This window comes from Sphingobium sp. CECT 9361 (genome assembly GCF_918741285.1).
Taxonomy (GTDB): domain Bacteria; phylum Pseudomonadota; class Alphaproteobacteria; order Sphingomonadales; family Sphingomonadaceae; genus Sphingobium.
The window spans coordinates 60,760-76,786 of sequence record NZ_CAKKNC010000004.1 but is presented as its reverse complement, the minus strand read 5'-3'; the positions used below and the strand labels follow the sequence as shown (position 1 = coordinate 76,786).

13 protein-coding genes are annotated in these 16,027 nt (G+C 58.6%); 6 read left to right on the top strand and 7 right to left on the bottom strand.

What is annotated here, in order from left to right:
* Positions 1-73 precede the first annotated feature (73 nt).
* Positions 74-976: an acetylglutamate kinase gene (gene argB, locus LQ220_RS08405; RefSeq protein ID WP_230187842.1), complete on the bottom strand. Its 903-nt coding sequence runs from the start codon at positions 974-976 to the stop codon at positions 74-76.
* A gap of 116 nt (positions 977-1,092) precedes the next feature.
* A complete protein-coding gene (locus tag LQ220_RS08400; RefSeq protein ID WP_230187841.1) occupies positions 1,093-1,740 on the bottom strand; it encodes a queuosine precursor transporter in 648 nt (215 codons plus the stop codon).
* A gap of 217 nt (positions 1,741-1,957) precedes the next feature.
* Between LQ220_RS08400 and LQ220_RS08395 the strand changes: the two genes are divergently transcribed.
* Entirely contained in the window at positions 1,958-3,196 is a 1,239-nt protein-coding gene (locus tag LQ220_RS08395; RefSeq protein WP_230187840.1) for a NupC/NupG family nucleoside CNT transporter, read from the top strand.
* A 385-nt stretch (positions 3,197-3,581) separates the two neighbouring features.
* Here LQ220_RS08395 and LQ220_RS08390 read toward each other — a convergent pair whose 3' ends face one another.
* Both LQ220_RS08390 and purD read right to left on the bottom strand, forming a co-directional pair.
* A complete protein-coding gene (locus LQ220_RS08390; protein WP_230187839.1) occupies positions 3,582-4,100 on the bottom strand; it encodes a hypothetical protein in 519 nt (172 codons plus the stop codon).
* A gap of 60 nt (positions 4,101-4,160) precedes the next feature.
* Entirely contained in the window at positions 4,161-5,438 is a 1,278-nt protein-coding gene (gene purD, locus LQ220_RS08385; RefSeq protein ID WP_230187838.1) for a phosphoribosylamine--glycine ligase, read from the bottom strand.
* A gap of 7 nt (positions 5,439-5,445) precedes the next feature.
* Between purD and xseA the strand changes: the two genes are divergently transcribed.
* From xseA to LQ220_RS08370, 3 genes are read left to right on the top strand one after another with little or no spacing between them, the layout of a single operon-like run.
* Positions 5,446-6,945 carry an exodeoxyribonuclease VII large subunit gene (gene xseA, locus LQ220_RS08380; protein ID WP_230188012.1) on the top strand — a complete coding sequence of 500 codons (1,500 nt, stop codon included), beginning with the start codon at positions 5,446-5,448 and terminating at the stop codon, positions 6,943-6,945.
* A gap of 16 nt (positions 6,946-6,961) precedes the next feature.
* Positions 6,962-7,186, top strand: a complete 225-nt coding sequence (locus LQ220_RS08375; protein WP_230187837.1) for a DUF2093 domain-containing protein — start codon at positions 6,962-6,964, stop codon at positions 7,184-7,186.
* A complete protein-coding gene (locus LQ220_RS08370; protein WP_230187836.1) occupies positions 7,183-8,037 on the top strand; it encodes a M23 family metallopeptidase in 855 nt (284 codons plus the stop codon). Before LQ220_RS08375 ends, LQ220_RS08370 begins: the two co-directional genes overlap by 4 nt.
* A gap of 4 nt (positions 8,038-8,041) precedes the next feature.
* Here LQ220_RS08370 and LQ220_RS08365 read toward each other — a convergent pair whose 3' ends face one another.
* Complete coding sequence (locus LQ220_RS08365) at positions 8,042-8,575, bottom strand: hypothetical protein (protein WP_230187835.1); 534 nt, start codon at positions 8,573-8,575, stop codon at positions 8,042-8,044.
* 411 nt (positions 8,576-8,986) lie between these two features.
* On the opposite strand from LQ220_RS08365, the gene LQ220_RS08360 reads away from it, so the two are divergent.
* On the top strand, positions 8,987-11,932 hold the full coding sequence (locus tag LQ220_RS08360; RefSeq protein ID WP_230187834.1) for a TonB-dependent receptor: 2,946 nt from the start codon (positions 8,987-8,989) through the stop codon (positions 11,930-11,932).
* Positions 11,933-12,005: 73 nt separating this feature from the next.
* Here LQ220_RS08360 and LQ220_RS08355 read toward each other — a convergent pair whose 3' ends face one another.
* A complete protein-coding gene (locus tag LQ220_RS08355; protein WP_230187833.1) occupies positions 12,006-13,040 on the bottom strand; it encodes a hypothetical protein in 1,035 nt (344 codons plus the stop codon).
* A 186-nt stretch (positions 13,041-13,226) separates the two neighbouring features.
* On the opposite strand from LQ220_RS08355, the gene LQ220_RS08350 reads away from it, so the two are divergent.
* Positions 13,227-14,381 carry an aspartyl/asparaginyl beta-hydroxylase domain-containing protein gene (locus LQ220_RS08350; protein WP_230187832.1) on the top strand — a complete coding sequence of 385 codons (1,155 nt, stop codon included), beginning with the start codon at positions 13,227-13,229 and terminating at the stop codon, positions 14,379-14,381.
* Here the strand turns inward: LQ220_RS08350 and LQ220_RS08345 are convergent.
* The gene (locus tag LQ220_RS08345) at positions 14,378-15,850 is read right to left on the bottom strand and encodes a sulfotransferase (RefSeq protein WP_230187831.1); all 1,473 of its coding nucleotides are present in this window, start codon (positions 15,848-15,850) and stop codon (positions 14,378-14,380) included. The two genes, LQ220_RS08350 and LQ220_RS08345, sit on opposite strands and share 4 nt — an antisense overlap.
* Positions 15,851-16,027 lie beyond the last annotated feature (177 nt).

Genomic DNA, 16,027 nt, shown 5'->3' with positions numbered 1-16,027 from the left:
GGGTTGTCTGTGGCTTTACGCGACTGCGGGTCGTGGGGGCAAGCGTGGCCCCCGATTATTCCACCAACGCCTGTTATGCGCGCACCAATGTCCCGGCGCCGCGCTTGGTAAAGATTTCGAGCAGCATCGCATGGGGCACGCGCCCGTCGAGGATGACGGCAGCGTCCACGCCCGCCTCGACCGACAGGACGCAGGTTTCCAGCTTCGGGATCATCCCCCCGGAAATCGTCCCGTCGCCTTGCAAAACCTTGATCTGCTCGGGCGTCAGGTCCGTCATCAAATCGCCTGCCTTGTCCAGCACACCCGGCACATCGGTCAGCAGGAACAGGCGCGCCGCGCCCAGCGCTGCCGCTACTGCGCCCGCCATCGTGTCCGCGTTGATGTTATATGTCGCGCCATCCTCACCGATGCCGATGGGGGCGATGACGGGGATCATCCCTGCATTGCTGATCGTGTCGAGGATCGTCGTGTCGATATGGCTGGGTTCACCCACGAAGCCGAGGTCGACCGCCTGCTCGATCAGGCTGTCGGGGTCTTTGCGCGTCCGCTGGGCCTTGGTGGCCTTCACAAAGCCGCCATCCTTGCCCGAAATACCCACTGCGCGGCCGCCCGCTTGCCCGATCCAGTTGACCAGTTCCTTGTTGATCGCGCCGGACAGCACCATTTCGGCAACCTTGGCGGTTTCCGCGTCCGTCACGCGCAGCCCGTCGACGAAGCTGCTTTCGACGCCCAGCTTCTTCAGCATCGCGCCGATCTGCGGCCCGCCGCCATGCACGACCACCGGGTTGATGCCGACCGCCTTCATCAGCACCACGTCCTCGGCAAAGTCGCGCGCCAGTTCCGGGTCGCCCATCGCATGGCCGCCATATTTCACCACGAACGTCTTGCCCGCATAACGCTGCATATAGGGCAGCGCTTCGGTCAGCGTCTCGGCTTTGGCCAGGAGTTCGGGTGCGGGATCGTGCTTGCTGCTCATGCCCGCGCGCATAGGGGAAAGGGGGGCAGGGGGCAAGGATTGAGGATGGTCCCCAAATCCACGTCATCCCCGCCCTTCGGCAAGAAGGGCGGGAATGACGATGAAGGAAAAGACTCTCAGGCAGGCGCGTCCAGCTTCCGCCCAATCCACACCACCAGCGAAATCAGTGGCGGCACCAGCACGATGGACAGGACTATCTTCGCCACCATCTGCCCTGCCATCAATTCCATGATCGGCCGCTCTCCATAAAAGGAAATGGTAATGAACAGCAGCGTGTCGATCACCTGCGATATTATGCTCGCGGTCATGCCGCGCAGCCAGACGAGCTTGCCCTTGCCCCGCGACAGCTTGGCGAAGATGAGGACGTTGAGCGTCTGCGAAATGCCATAGGATATCAGCCCCGCCAGCATCATCCGCGCGCCTTGCCCCACAACGATGGGGAAGGCGTCGACGGCAGGCGGATACATGCCCGCATCATGGGGCAGTGCGATGACAAGCTGGATCAGCAGAGCCGACATGATCAGCGGAATGAACCCCAGCCGCACCAGCCATGTCGCGACTTTCTGCCCATGCAACTCGGCCACTGCGCTGGACAGAATGACGAGTTGCAGGAACGCGAAAATCCCCGCCTCCACCGCCAGCGGCCCCAGTGCGACTTGCTTCACCCCCAATATCCCCGCCGTGCAGGTCATGCCCCCGTACAATACGGAGAAGACGAACAAGGAACGCGGGATGGAAGCGGGAGCGGTGGATGCACTGGTCATCGTCCTTCTCATATCGCCTTTTGCAAAAAGGGGAAGACGGGCTTCATCCATTGTTCCCCGGCGCAGGCCGGGGTCCAGGAGTCGCGCGCGCAGTGCTATGCCTCCCTGGACCCCGGCTTTCGCCGGGGAACAACAGCTACCGCAGCATAAGCCCCTAGCCCCCCGCCAAACCGCGTGTATAAAACACCGGTTCTCCCGCGCTTGTTTGAAAGCATCCATGACCAGATTTCTGATCGGCCTGGCCGGTATCGCCCTGATCCTCGGCATTGCCATCGCTTTTTCTTCCAACCGGCGGGCCATCCGGCTGCGTGTCGTGGGTGCCGCTTTTGCGTTGCAGACCGGCATCGCGCTGCTCGTCCTCTATGTCCCTGCGGGCAAGGCGGTGATCGCGGCCATGTCCAAAGGCGTCGCCAATCTATTGGGCTATGCGCAGGCAGGGACGGACTTCATCTTCGGCCCGTTGGCCAGACCGGACATCGGCGGGGCCAGCTTCGCCATCGCCGCGCTCCCGGTCATCATCTTCTTCGCCAGCCTCGTGTCGATCCTCTATTATATCGGCCTGATGCAGCTCATCGTCCGCTGGGTCGGCGGCGCGATTCAGAAGGTGATCGGCGTGTCGAAGGTCGAATCGCTCTGCGCGGCGGCCAATATCTTCGTCGGGCAAAGCGAAAGCCCGCTGGTGATCCGCCCCTATCTCGCTGGTCTTACCCCGGCCCAGCTTTTCACGGTGATGACATCGGGCATGGCGGGCGTCGCGGGGACGATCCTTGCGGCCTACGCCTCGATGGGGATCAAGATCGACTATCTCCTCGCGGCGAGCTTCATGGCCGCACCCGGCGGCATCCTGATGGCCAAGATCATGATGCCCGACAATCCCGAAGACCCGCAGGTCGATCCGGTGATCCTGCCCGAAGGCAGCCACGACGAGGAACGCCCCGCCAACATCATTCAGGCGGCGGCGCAGGGCGCGCAGACCGGCGTGAAGCTGGCCGTCGCAGTCGGCGCGATGGTGCTGGCGTTCGTGGCACTGGTGGCGCTCGCCAATGGGTTGCTCGGCGGGATCGGCGCATGGTTCGGCTATCCGACGCTCAGCTTTCAGCAGATACTGGGCTATCTCTTCTCGCCGATCATGTATCTCCTCAACATTCCGTGGACGGAGGCACAGGTGGCAGGTGGCCTGTTCGGGACGAAGGTCGTGCTGAACGAATTTGTCGCTTACATTCAGCTCGGCACGGTGCAGGAAACGCTGGCCCCAGCGACGGTCGCGATCATCACCTTCGCGCTTTGCGGCTTTGCGAATTTCAGCTCGATCGCCATCCAGATGGCGGTGACAGGCAACCTCGCCCCCAATCAACGCCCGATGATCGCGAAGCTGGGGCTAAAGGCGCTGGTCGCCGGCAGCCTCGCCAACCTGATGAGCGCCGCGCTGGCCGGATTGATGCTCAGCCTGCGGTGATTGCGGCAGGGTAGGATATTTCCCTGTCCTACACGGCGTCTTCCTCGCTACACCCTCGCCCGTACTCCACGCCAACGCCACGTAAGCACGTTCATGCCAGAAACCCCTCGACCCTTTCGGGTCGACCAGCCGGGCGGCACAGGACGGCATATATGCATAGGCTATTAAGCAGCGGGTATGATGAAGCGGGTTGGCAGCGCCCCAAAGCTGCACGCGACCCACGGGGGGCGGCTGGCCCGTATGGCATGGTTACTATGCACACCCCCACATTCCCTTTCAGCATCCGCCGATAAAGTCAGAAGGGCTCAACGGGGGGTGACGTAGTGAGGCTTTTGAGGCTTTCCGGTCCAACATGGACCTGGCTGGAGGGCTTATAGTAAGCGTCCTACAGCTTCCCGTACTTCGCTTCGAACCCGGCCACATCGCCCGCAGCCAGATACTTCGCCTGATCGACCCAATGATCGCGCACGGGCCGACCCTTGAAGTTGCCAAGCCGCGCATCGACCGCAGCGAGATCGGCGTCGGTCCACGCCGCGATCTGACCAAAGCGCGTCACGCCCAGTTCGTTGAGCAGCGTGACCAGCTTGGGACCGACGCCTTTCAACTGGATAAGGTTATCGGACGCTTCGCCCGCCGTAACCGGCGCAGTCGCTGCGCTGGGGACGACAGCGTCCGCAATCACCGCTTCGGGCACGGGCGTCACCGGCATGGGATCGACGACGGCGGGCGGGACGGCGGTCACGACTACCGGCGGCGGGGCCACTTCGCGCACCGGTTCGATGGGCGGCGCCGATGCCGCAGGCGCATCGCTGCCCGACTTGCGCGACAGCAGATATACGACCGCGATCAGCACCAGCAGCGCGATCACCAGCCACAGGCCATAGGTCGTCAGAAAATCGTTCATGCTTTCAGCCTCCTGTTCGCACTGGCATATGGGCACCCACCGCTTTATGCCAGCGGGCTATTACAGTCCTTCGCGTTCCACTTCGCGCCAGCCGATATCCCGCCGACAAAAACCGGTAGGGAAATCGATGGCATCGAGCGCGGCATAAGCGGCAGCCTGTGCCGCGCGGACGGTCGCGCCACTTGCGGTGACGTTCAGCACGCGCCCACCATTGGCGACGAGCGTATCGCCCGCCATCGCAGTGCCGGCATGAAACACCTTAACGCCCTGCGCCTCAGCCGCATCGATACCCGCGATCGCGCCACCCTTTTCGGGCGTGCCGGGATAGCCCTTGGCCGCGATCACGATAGTCAGCGCCGGATCGGAAGACAACGTCACCGACCCCAGTTCGGCCAATGTCCCCTGCGCTACCGCGAGCAGCAGTGTGACCAGATCGTCCTGCAACCGCATCATCAGCACCTGACACTCCGGGTCGCCGAAACGCGCATTATATTCGATCAGCTTCGGCCCCGTCGGCGTCAGCATCAACCCGGCATACAGCACGCCGCTATAGGGCATCCCCTCCGCCGCCATCGTCGCGACGGTCGGCTTAATGATCTCATCGATCACCTGCGCCTCCAGCGCAGGGGTCAGAACGCGGGCGGGGCTATACGCGCCCATGCCGCCGGTATTGGGTCCGGTGTCATTGTCGCCGACGCGCTTATGATCCTGCGCCGATCCGAACGGCAGGATGCTGGTGCCATCGGTCAGTGCAAAGAAGCTCGCTTCCTCGCCCGTCATGAACTCCTCGATCACCACTTCCGCGCCCGCTTCACCAAAGCTGCCGGAGAACATGTCCTCGATGGCCGCTTCCGCTTCGGCAAAGGTCATCGCAATGATGACGCCCTTGCCCGCCGCAAGCCCGTCCGCCTTGATGACGACCGGCAAACCGAACGGTTCCAGCGCCGCATGGGCATCGGCTTTGTTGGTGACGCGCGCATAACCCGCCGTCGGGATATTGGCCCGCGCGCACAGATCCTTGGTAAAGCCCTTCGACCCTTCCAGTTGCGCGGCCAGCTTCGACGGACCGAAGACTGGGACGTTAGCGGCGCGCAGGCTGTCGCCCAGTCCATCGACCAAGGGCGCTTCGGGTCCGATCACCACCAGCCCGATGGCATTATCGGCACAGAACGCCAGAACGGCGGGATGATCGGTCGGGTCGAGGTCGACCAGCTTTGCATGTTGCGCTATGCCGGGGTTGCCCGGTGCCGCGAACAGCGTATCGCAACGCGGCGATTGCGCCAGCTTCCACGCCAGCGCATGTTCACGCCCGCCACCGCCAAGCAAAAGGATGTTCATCGCCATCATGTCCCCGGAATATGAGTCTGCCTATGATCCGTCGGGCCGCCTGTTAGCGGAGGATGCGCCGGGCGACAACGCACCGCCGCTCTCGGTCAGCGAATTGTCCGCGCGGCTGAAGCGCACGGTCGAGGATCGCTTCGGCCATGTGAAGCTGCGCGGCGAGATTTCGGGGTTCAAACGCGCGGCGTCCGGCCATGTCTATCTGGCGCTGAAGGACGAATCGGCGGTTATCGACGGGGTGATGTGGAAGGGCGGGGCAGGGCGGCTGGCCTTCTCCCCCGCCGACGGCATCGAAGTGATCGCCACCGGCAAGCTCACCACCTATCCGGGCCGCTCGAAATATCAGATCGTGATCGAGCGTATGGAACTGGCGGGCGAAGGCGCGCTGATGCAGTTGCTGGAGAAGCTCAAGCAAAAGCTGGCAGCCGAAGGACTGTTCGCCGCAGAGCGCAAGCAACCGTTGCCCTTCCTGCCCAAAGTGATCGGGGTAGTGACATCGCCGACGGGTGCGGTGATCCGCGACATTCTTCATCGTCTCGCGGATCGCTGCCCCACCCACGTCCTCGTCTGGCCAGTGCTGGTGCAGGGGGAGGGCGCAGCAGCCCAGATCGCCAACGCCGTGCGCGGCTTCGATGCAATGCCCGCCAACGGCCCGGTGCCGCGCCCCGATCTCGTGATCGTCGCGCGGGGCGGCGGATCTATCGAGGATTTATGGTCGTTCAACGAGGAGATCGTCGTCCGCGCCGTGGCGAACTGCTCGATCCCCATCATCTCCGCCGTAGGCCATGAAACCGACACCACCCTGTGCGACTTCGCGGCCGACGTCCGCGCGCCTACGCCGACCGCTGCCGCCGAAATAGCCGTGCCGGTGCGCGCGGACCTGATCGCGCTGCTCACCGAACAGGGCCTGCGCGCGCAACGGGCTGTCCGCCGCAACGCCGCCCAGGCGCGCGAGCGGCTGGACACGCAAGTGCGCCTGCTCCCCGCGCCCGATGTGCTGCTCGCCATGCAGCGCCAGCGTGCCGACGATCTGGGTGAGCGGCTGGGTCGCGGCCTGCGCCATCGCGTCACCGACGCCCGTGCGGAGTTGGCGGGGAAGGCAGGCGCGCTACGCCCCGCGCTGTTGCGCCAGCGGATAGTCCGCGAGGGACACCGGCTGGACGGATTGCGCCTGCGCCCTGAATTGCTGACTCGCCGACTGACCGATGCGACGACCGCGCTGGACCGTATGTGGCGACTAGCCGCATCGCTCAACCCCGACTTGCCGCTGCAACGCGGCTTCGCGCGCGTCATGGCGCAGGGGCGGCTGGTCCGCAGCCGCACTGACGCCGCGCAAGCGGGCCAAGTCATATTGACCTTTGCCGATGGCCCCATCGATGCAACCGTTGGTGGGGTTGAGCCAGCGCGCGCGACGGATATACTGCCGCCAGCCCCTGCTACTCGACCTGCCCGCGCCAAACCGCGAGAGACGGGCGTAACGCAGCAGGATCTCTTCTCCTCCTGACCGGACCGAATGACCCATGTTGATGTCGAAAAGCAATCAGCCCGCACGGCTGCATTTCCTGCCCTATAGCTTTCGCGTGCTCAGCCCCGGCGATCATGTGCTGTGCGTCGTTTCCGGCAAGCGCATCGCGCTGGAAGATCTGCGCTATTGGAGCATCGCGCGCCAGGAACCCTATGCCAGCGCGGAATATTCGGTGCAGGCCGAACTTGCGGATCGAAAGTCACGCGGTATGCTTGCATGAAGATATGGGTTGCGGCGTTGTGTTGTATAGCGTCGGTGTTTCTAAGCGGTATCTCCCTGGCGCAATCGAACGTGCGCGGAAATACATCGCCCCTCGATTTCGCGCTGCAGGGAACGGTGATTCAGGGCGGAACTGCCATCGGCATAGCGCCGCAGAATGTGACTTCCCTTACACTCGATGGTCGAGCGATCCCCGTCACCTCCGACGGTCGTTTTCTGATTGCTTTCGACCGAGATGCGCCGCCGACCGCCCAGTTGGTCGCCACCCTAGCCGATGGTCGACCCCTCGCGCAGTCTCTCAACGTCTCCCCCCGCGATTGGCGCATAGAGCGCGTGAATGCGCCCCTGCGTCCCACGCGAAACAGCCAAGCCTTCATGGCGCTCCGTATGCCTGAACTCGCACGCATCGCTACGGCGCGCGCCATCCACAGCAACGCTCAGGGTTGGCGGCAGGCGTTTCTATGGCCCGTGACGGGGCGCATATCCGGCTTGTTCGGCGCTCAGCGCATCTATCGTGGAGAGCCCGGCGCATATCATGGCGGTGTCGATGTGGCTGCCGTGGCAGGCACGCCTGTCCGTGCGCCGGCCGATGGCGTCGTAACACTCGCTGCCGATCATCCCTTCACGCTGGAAGGCAATCTGCTCATGATCGATCATGGTGCGGGCCTGAACAGCGCGTTCCTCCACCTCTCCCGCATCGATGTGGCCGAAGGGCAACATGTGACCCGCGGCCAGATCATCGGAGCAGTCGGCGCCACCGGCCGCGCCACCGGGCCGCATATGCACTGGGGCATGAAATGGAACGACGCCCGCATCGACCCGCTACTGTTGGCGGGGCCGATGGGCGAATGAGCGTTTAGCCGACGCGTTTGATGCGGACGCCCCGGCCGCCAATAGTCGCCATAAAACTGCCCATCGCTGCGCGTTTGATCACGATGGGCATATCCACCTTCGGCACGCGGTTAAACAGCTCTTCGGTGGTCTGCCACAACGCGCCATCATCCAGCTTCAGAGCATATCGACCGTTACCCAAGCTCTGGACAGCAGCGATCTTCGCCTCGATCAAAGAGGATTCCGATCGTTTGCCTTCGTCACCATCTCCGCCCAGAAACGGCAAATTGGGTAGCGAAAAGCCGAACAGTGAACGACGCGTTTTGCGCAGCCCTTCCTTGTCCAGCACCACAACTTCGTCATCTTTCGCGGCCTGATCCATCGCTGCGACTTCCTTGTCATAGCACGCCAGACGTGCCGATTCCGTGGCGACCGTACGACAATCGAGCAAACGTGAGAAAATTTCCGGTTTCGGACCGTATTTCGGTGCGGCGGCTTGAACGGGGCCGATGGCCAAGCAAGTAGCAAGAGCCCCAGCACCAAAGGCAAAACGCATCATAAATACTCTCCACAGAATTGTGCTGGCCAGCATGACGAGGAACCTATTCGGAGGCAAGCCACCCTCTCAAGAGATCGACAGTCAGGTTTGTTTCAATATTCCGCGCACCACGAAAATTAACGTGCATAGCGCGACGTTCATTGGAAACATCCTAACGCTTTTAAAGATTTGATGATGAAGGAGCTATGTGGCAATTATGCTACAATCGCACCTAAAAGCACCACCTTTCCTGAACCTACGCTTTACAGGGTTTGCGCACCTGCGCAATCTAGGGGCAGCCCGTGTGAAAATCATGCTGTCGGGTAACTCTGGGCTTGGAGCTATTGGCTTCGGTCCAAAGTTGGTTTTCACACGCAAGCAATAACAGGGCAGGCGAAAATCTGCCTGAACTCCAGAGCAAGGGACTGGATAGTGACCAATATCTCGAAAATCGCGCTTTTGCGCGCAGGCGTAGCGCCGCTCATTATGGGCGCTGCACTTATTTCTATGCCTGTAAGCGCGCAAGAAGCGCCGCAGGCCGCTGACGATGCTGCGTCCACCGATGCGATCGTCGTTACGGGTTCGTTGATCCGCAACCCCAACCTGACGGCGTCCTCGCCTGTCACCGCAATCGGCGAAGCTGAAATTCAGCTCCGTCAGAGCAACACTGCAGAGACGCTGCTGCGTGACATTCCTGGCGTTGTTCCAAGCATCGGTCAGAACGTCAACAACGGTAACAACGGCTTCTCGCTGGTTAACCTGCGTGGCCTCGGCTCCAACCGTAACATCGTTCTGCTTGACGGTCAGCGCATTGCTCCTGCCAACTTCGGCGGCAGCGTCGATCTCAACAACATTCCTGTCGCTCTGGTCTCGCGCGTCGACGTGCTGACCGGTGGCGCTTCGACCACTTACGGTGCGGATGCCATCTCGGGCGTGGTGAACTTCATCACCAAGCGCGATTTTGCTGGCGTCGATCTTCAGGCGAGTGAGCAGATCACCGGCAAGGGTGACGGCAATGTGTTCCGCATGGACCTTACCGTCGGTGCCAACTTCGACGACGGTCGTGGTAACGCTGTCCTGAGCGTAGGTTATCAGGAAGCCGATCCCATCTATCAGGGTGATCGCGACGTGTCCGTTTTCGGCATCTCGTCTAGGACTGGTGTTGCATCGGGTGAATCCTTCACCTCGGTTCCGACCGGTATTTCGACCGACACTGATTTTCAGGTCAGCCCAGATGGTCAATCGCTCGTTCCATTCTATCAGGGCTTTAACTTTAACCCCTATAACATCTTCGTAACGCCGTTCGAACGCTTCAACATTTACGGCGCAGCGCGTTATGAAGTTTCCGACACGGTTGAGGTGTATTCCCGCGCGTTGTTCTCCAAGAACACCGTTGATACGATCATTGCTCCCTCGGGTCTGTTTGGCGTTCCACTCACGATTCCTGGCAACAATCCCTACTTGCCTGCTGGTATCCGCGATCAGCTTTGCGGCTTTGCGGGTATTCCAACCGGCGCAACGTGCAACACCAATGCTGCCATTCCTCTTCCTGCAGTATATCGCCGTACGGTTGAAGTTGGTCCGCGTATTAGCAGCTACGTTACGCAGATTTTCGACATCAACATCGGCACGAAGATCAAGCTGACCGACAGCCTGAGTCTCGATGTGTACGGTTCGCATGGTGAGAGCGAAAACGTTCAGACCCAGTCGGGCTATGTTCTGAACTCGCGTGTTCAGCAGGCATTGAACGCTACGAACACCGCTTCGTGCATCAACACCGCTAACGCATGTGTACCGCTCAACCTGTTCGGTACGATCTCCCCTGCTCAAGCGAACTTCCTGAATGGTCAAAGCACCATCACGAACAAGTCTTCTCTGTCGCAGGCGCATGCTTTGCTCACCGGCGATTTTGGTTTCAGTTCGCCGGCGGCTTCCGATCCGATCGCGTTTGCTGTCGGTGCGGAATATCGTAACTACAAGGCAGAGCGTATCCCTGATATTCTCGCTCTCGTTCCGGGTGAATTGGGCGGCGCAGGCGGCGCAATCCTTCCGCTGACCGGCGGCTACGATGTTCAGGAATATTTCGGTGAAATCATTGCACCCTTGGTGTCTGACAAGCCTTTCTTCCAGGAACTGACGGCTGAAGGTGGCGTTCGTTATTCGAAATACGCCGTCGATGCTGCTGGCAAGCCTTCGTTTAACGCGACTACATGGAAAGCGGGCCTCACCTGGGCGCCGGTGGACGATATCAAGTTCCGCGGCAACTATCAGCGGGCTGTGCGTGCGCCTAACATCGGTGAACTGTTCGCTCCAGTTGTGACTGGCTTGACCAACTTGCTGGTTGATCCATGTGCTGGTGCAGCGCCAACGACCGACGCCAACCTGCGTGCCATTTGTCTTGCGCAGGGTGCACCTGTTACCTCGATTGGTACAATCCAAAACCCCAGCGCCGGTCAGGCCAACGCAACAGGCGGTGGTGACCCTAACATTCGTCCGGAAAAGGCAAAGACCTTGACGGTCGGTGTAGTGTTGCAGCCGAAGAACTTTGTTAGCGGCCTGACGTTGACGGTCGATTACTACAACATCAAGGTAGACAACGCGATCACGTCGGCCACTCCAGCTGATATCATTGACGCTTGCTTTGGTAACATTACTGCTGCTTCCGCTGCGTCGGCTGCCTGCACGGGCATTCAGCGTAACCGCGCTAACGGTCGCCTGAGCGGAACATCAACGCCAACAGCGCCCATCTTGGGTCTGCCTCAGCCACTGACGAATAACGGCCGTCTGAAAACCGATGGTATTGACCTCATAGTCAACTATCAGAGTGATATGGGCTTTGCGAACCTGGCGTTGAACTTCCAGGGTAACTGGACGAACTCGTCGACGTTCCAGGCTTCGGGTACAGCGTATAATCGCGATTGCGTAGGCTACTTCAGCGCGAACTGCGCATCGATTCAGCCTGAGTTCTCGTTCAATCAGCGCACGACATTGTCGTTCGGTGACGTAGATGTCTCGCTTCTGTGGCGCTATATCCACAAGGTGAAGTATGAGGGCTCCGCCAATGATTTCGTTGCCCGCGGCTTCACCAGTGGAAACCGCACCTTGTTCAACGGCACGATCACCGGTTCGGGTCCGCTGGTAGGCAAGAGCTACAACTTCAACGAAATCAAGGCGTATCACTATTTCGACTTCACGACCCGTATCGGCGTGATGGAGAATTTTGACTTGACGTTGAACGCTTACAACATCTTCGACAAGAAGCCTCCGGTGGTTGGTAACTCGGCCGGTTCGACCGCTTACAACAGCGGCAACACCTATGCGTCGACATACGACACGGTTGGTCGTCGCTTTGCGATCTCGGGCCGTCTGAAGTTCTGATAAACTGAGCAACAAGGAAAAGGGGCGGTTCATGGAACCGCCCCTTTTTTTGTGCTCGCGGGACGCCGCTGCTTTACACGGCTCTGGTTCGTAGGAGCCGATTTGATAGAAACAGTGGGACGTCCGCCGTTGCGGCTACGGCTTGTGCCCAAACCATCACTTTATCAATTTCATCGGCATGCAGTGCTTCTCCATTTTGCTGGGTTCTCTCCCGTTGACCGGGGAGAAAGACGGTGCCGTCTTTGGCGTCACGGTTAAAGGCCTGTTCGATATTGTTTGGGTAACTTTCAGGATTAGTGGCCAAACCGAAAAAAGTTGCACAGGCTTCGACCGCTGTTATGGGGCTTGCGGTCAACTCTTCGCTACATAGAGTCATGACTCTGGACGGCCAACGCGCGGCCAACTGGCTAAACAATTTCTGCTGCGCCAGCCAACCTACCGCCGCAGCTTGCAGATCGGTGTGTCGAAGATAGTCCGGTGGCGAGAATCCCAGATCGACTAACCCGTCCTTCAACTGCAGAGACAGCAATTCTCTCACCCACAAACGCCCCCACATTCCTTTCCGCGCTATCGACGTGAGGAAAGTCCTGAGCGGTGCGTAGAGCAAGATGGCATGAGCGTTGGGTCGCAGGGTCATCATCGCAGCGGCCAAGCCATTGACGGCATTGGACGGCTTGACGATCACGGCCTCGGTGCCTTCAAATGGCCTGGCGAGTAACCCCAGCGTCGAGGTCAATACTTCTGCAATTTTGGTTGGGTCCCCGCCGCGATGGCGCCACCCGACCAGGTCGTTGAGAACGACTGGTTCTTTGAGGCCGGAAGCCGATCCTGATTGATCGAGCGCATTCACCAAAAGAGTGGAACAGCAATATGCCGAATGGAAAATGTAATGCAGCGGACGATGCATATCGATAAGCCCGGTTACATTCGATCTGGCGATAACCAGCGGTTCGGCCGCGCTGCCAATATGTTCATCTGTCAGGAACGGTACGCTTTGGCGATGGACGCGGTCGACTGACACAAACTGGAAGGCGTCGTGGATCGGATCGAAGCGATGCGCGAGCCACTGAGTGGATAACGGCGGTGTCGGTGTCAAAATTTCAGCCATTCAATCCATGTGCCGCCTTCTCAATATTGCTTCAAGTACGAGCGTTGCGCTCTTATCGTGTTTATGTTTAACAACCTCATGGTAGAGCAATCAGCTAATTTGTCCGCAATTCTGTCGGCTGCCGCAGACGCGCGACGGAGCGGCGATCGAACAGGTGAAATGCGCTGGTTGAGTCAGGCGATGCAAATGGCTCCTGACGATCCGCTGACTTTGAATGCACATGGCATCTCTGCTTTGGCCAGCGAGGCGTTTAGCAATGCAATTGCATATTTTTCTGCAGCAGCAAAAATAGACTCCAAGGAGCCAGCGCTTTGGATGAACCTTGCCGCCGCGTTTCGGGGTGCAGGGGATGATCGCGCGGAACAATCGAGCCTTGAGCATGTGCTTAGTATCGATCGTCGACATTTCATGGCTCAGCTCAGGATGGCTGAGCTAAAGCAGCGACAGGGGCAGAATGCAGCCGCCGCGCAAAGCTGGAGCAACGTCGTCCAACTGGCTACAGCCATAGAGCATAAGCCAGAGCTGGTTGCGGATGCGCTGAGTCGGGGGCAGTCCTTTCTATCTCAGCATAACAAAAGCATATCGGACAGCCTGGATCGGAGTTTGGGTGACCGCCTCGCCAGTATGAGCGAAGGAGCCAGGCGTTTCAAAGCATGCGTGGACCATAGCTTGGGACGACGCGCCATCTATACCAATCAGTGCGCAGGGGTGCAGTTTCCATTTTTACCTGCAGACGAGTTTTTTGAAGACGCGCATTTCCCTTGGTTCCCGGAAATCGAACGACACACAGATGCCATAGCGCGGGAAGCCATGGCGCTTGTAACGTCCGGGTCCGATCTGGTCCGTCCCTATGTTCGTATGCCCGACGGCTCGCCACAAACGAAATGGTCGCCATTGGACGGCTCACTGAATTGGGGTGCCTGTTTTTTATGGGAATATGGTGTTCGTAACGATCCTGTATGCGATCAGTGCCCTACAACAGCAGCTGCGCTATCGGCTATCGCTCAACCGCAAATTGCTGGAAAATCGCCATCGGCGTTCTTTTCCATTCTACAGCCGGGAGCCCATATTCCGCCGCACACTGGCGTGACAAATACCCGTGCGATCGTTCATCTGCCACTGATCATACCGAACAATTGTAGTTTCAGGGTCGGCGGCGAAACGCGGCAGTGGGTCACGGGCAAAGCATTTGCGTTCGACGATACCATTGAACACGAAGCCTGGAATCAAAGCGATCAAGCGCGACTGATATTAATTTTCGAAGTCTGGAATCCTCATTTGACTGTCGAGGAAAGACAGCTTCTCACAGAGTTCTATGCAATTACTGGAAGCATCGATTAAAATGCAGAAATATCAGCGTGCTGGCTAAGAAATTTCTCGTAATTTTTCCAACGACCTGACGACTTGTTATGGAGCGGCTGACGTACTTGCCAGTTACTGGCCGTTTTTACAGCCTTGGTCTTAGAAGGCACCATAAGGCACTGCGGTTCCCAATCAATTCCACAGAATTCGACGAGTCTTCGAATTCGATCCTCAGGATATTTAACGACCTCATCATAATCCAGATCGTAAATATCGTCGGGGTAAAGGCCCTTCCAGTGGTCCATCAATTCACGATATTGGTCGATATAATGAACTATATCGGGTATCCTAAAACCATAACTCACGCTGCTGGCGAAGTATAGAAAATATATGGAAAGAATATTATCCAGCGTGTTTCGAAATGTATGAATTATTTTTGCATTTGGAAATATTGATTTAATCAATCCTATATGTAAGAAGTTGTCAGGCCGCTTGTCGGTGAAAATGCTATCCGCTAACTGTAGTTCTTTCAGATTGTCATTATATGTCTTGGCAAAAGCTGCAAAATCGGTGTCAGTAAGTGATCGCGCAGCTTGGGGATAAGGCTGTAGTTGATCGCCTATTATTGCAGGTATGAACTCCCGTTCTCCTCCGGCCGTTACACGTGAATGACGCGACAATATCTGTTCGGCCAAGGTCGATCCTGATCGAAACATGCCACAGATAAATATGGGTGCCGGAACATCACGAATGCTGGATGCAATCCGGGTCCGGAAAGTGCATTTAATGTCTTGCACGTGCTGCTTATGCGCTTGCGGATTGTAGCGTTGGAGAGGATCGAGCATTCCGTACGCCAGGCTGTTAGCTGCACTGAAGGCTGCCCATGCCTCATCGAAGCGGCCCTGATCATCCATAGCATGCCCAAGCGCAAATTGCATTTCGGCTATGTCTTCCCGATCGTTAGCTGCGCGCGCTAGCTTCTGCTGCAGATTTTCGGCAGCCTGCGCACTCTTTCCCTCGAATATGTCGATTGCAGCAATCCGGGCGTGCGCCCGGCCATTTGCGGGATAAATAGCGAGCGCGGCTTCGTAAGCGGATCGCGCTTCGATTTGTCTGCCGCAATCCTCATGCAGATTGCCCAGATTCAGCCATGCCGTAATGTATCGGGGGTTAAGGGATAATGCCTTTTCAAGTTCAATTTGTGCATCTTCGCTACGATCCAAATGATCCATAAGAATAGCGGCACGATTGACATGCACCTCTTCTGGTTGGGACACTCCAAGTGTCAGAGCCCTCTGATATGCATCGAGCGAAGGGTGAAACTGCCGAAGGCAGCGGTGCAGATAGCCGAGATTGAACCAGTCGTCTGCGTTGTCCGGCCTTACCGCGATTAGGCGTTGAAAGGCGTCCAAAGCTTCGGCAAATTGACTTTGCTGAAGATGGCGGACGGCTACCTTCGCCAACTCCGCGATCTGCGCTATGGAACGGTCGCTTTGGCCAGCTTGCAAATTTACCTCACACTATCTTTATATCACGTCGCTCGGCGGTCATTGCCTCATCGCCAGTTGCGCGCCTACCATTGCGTACCAATTGAAAGACTACAAAAGTCGCGATAGACCATATGCACATCTTAGGGGATAATACAGATGAAAGCTTATTTGGCAGTTGCTATCGTTTGCTCCGTT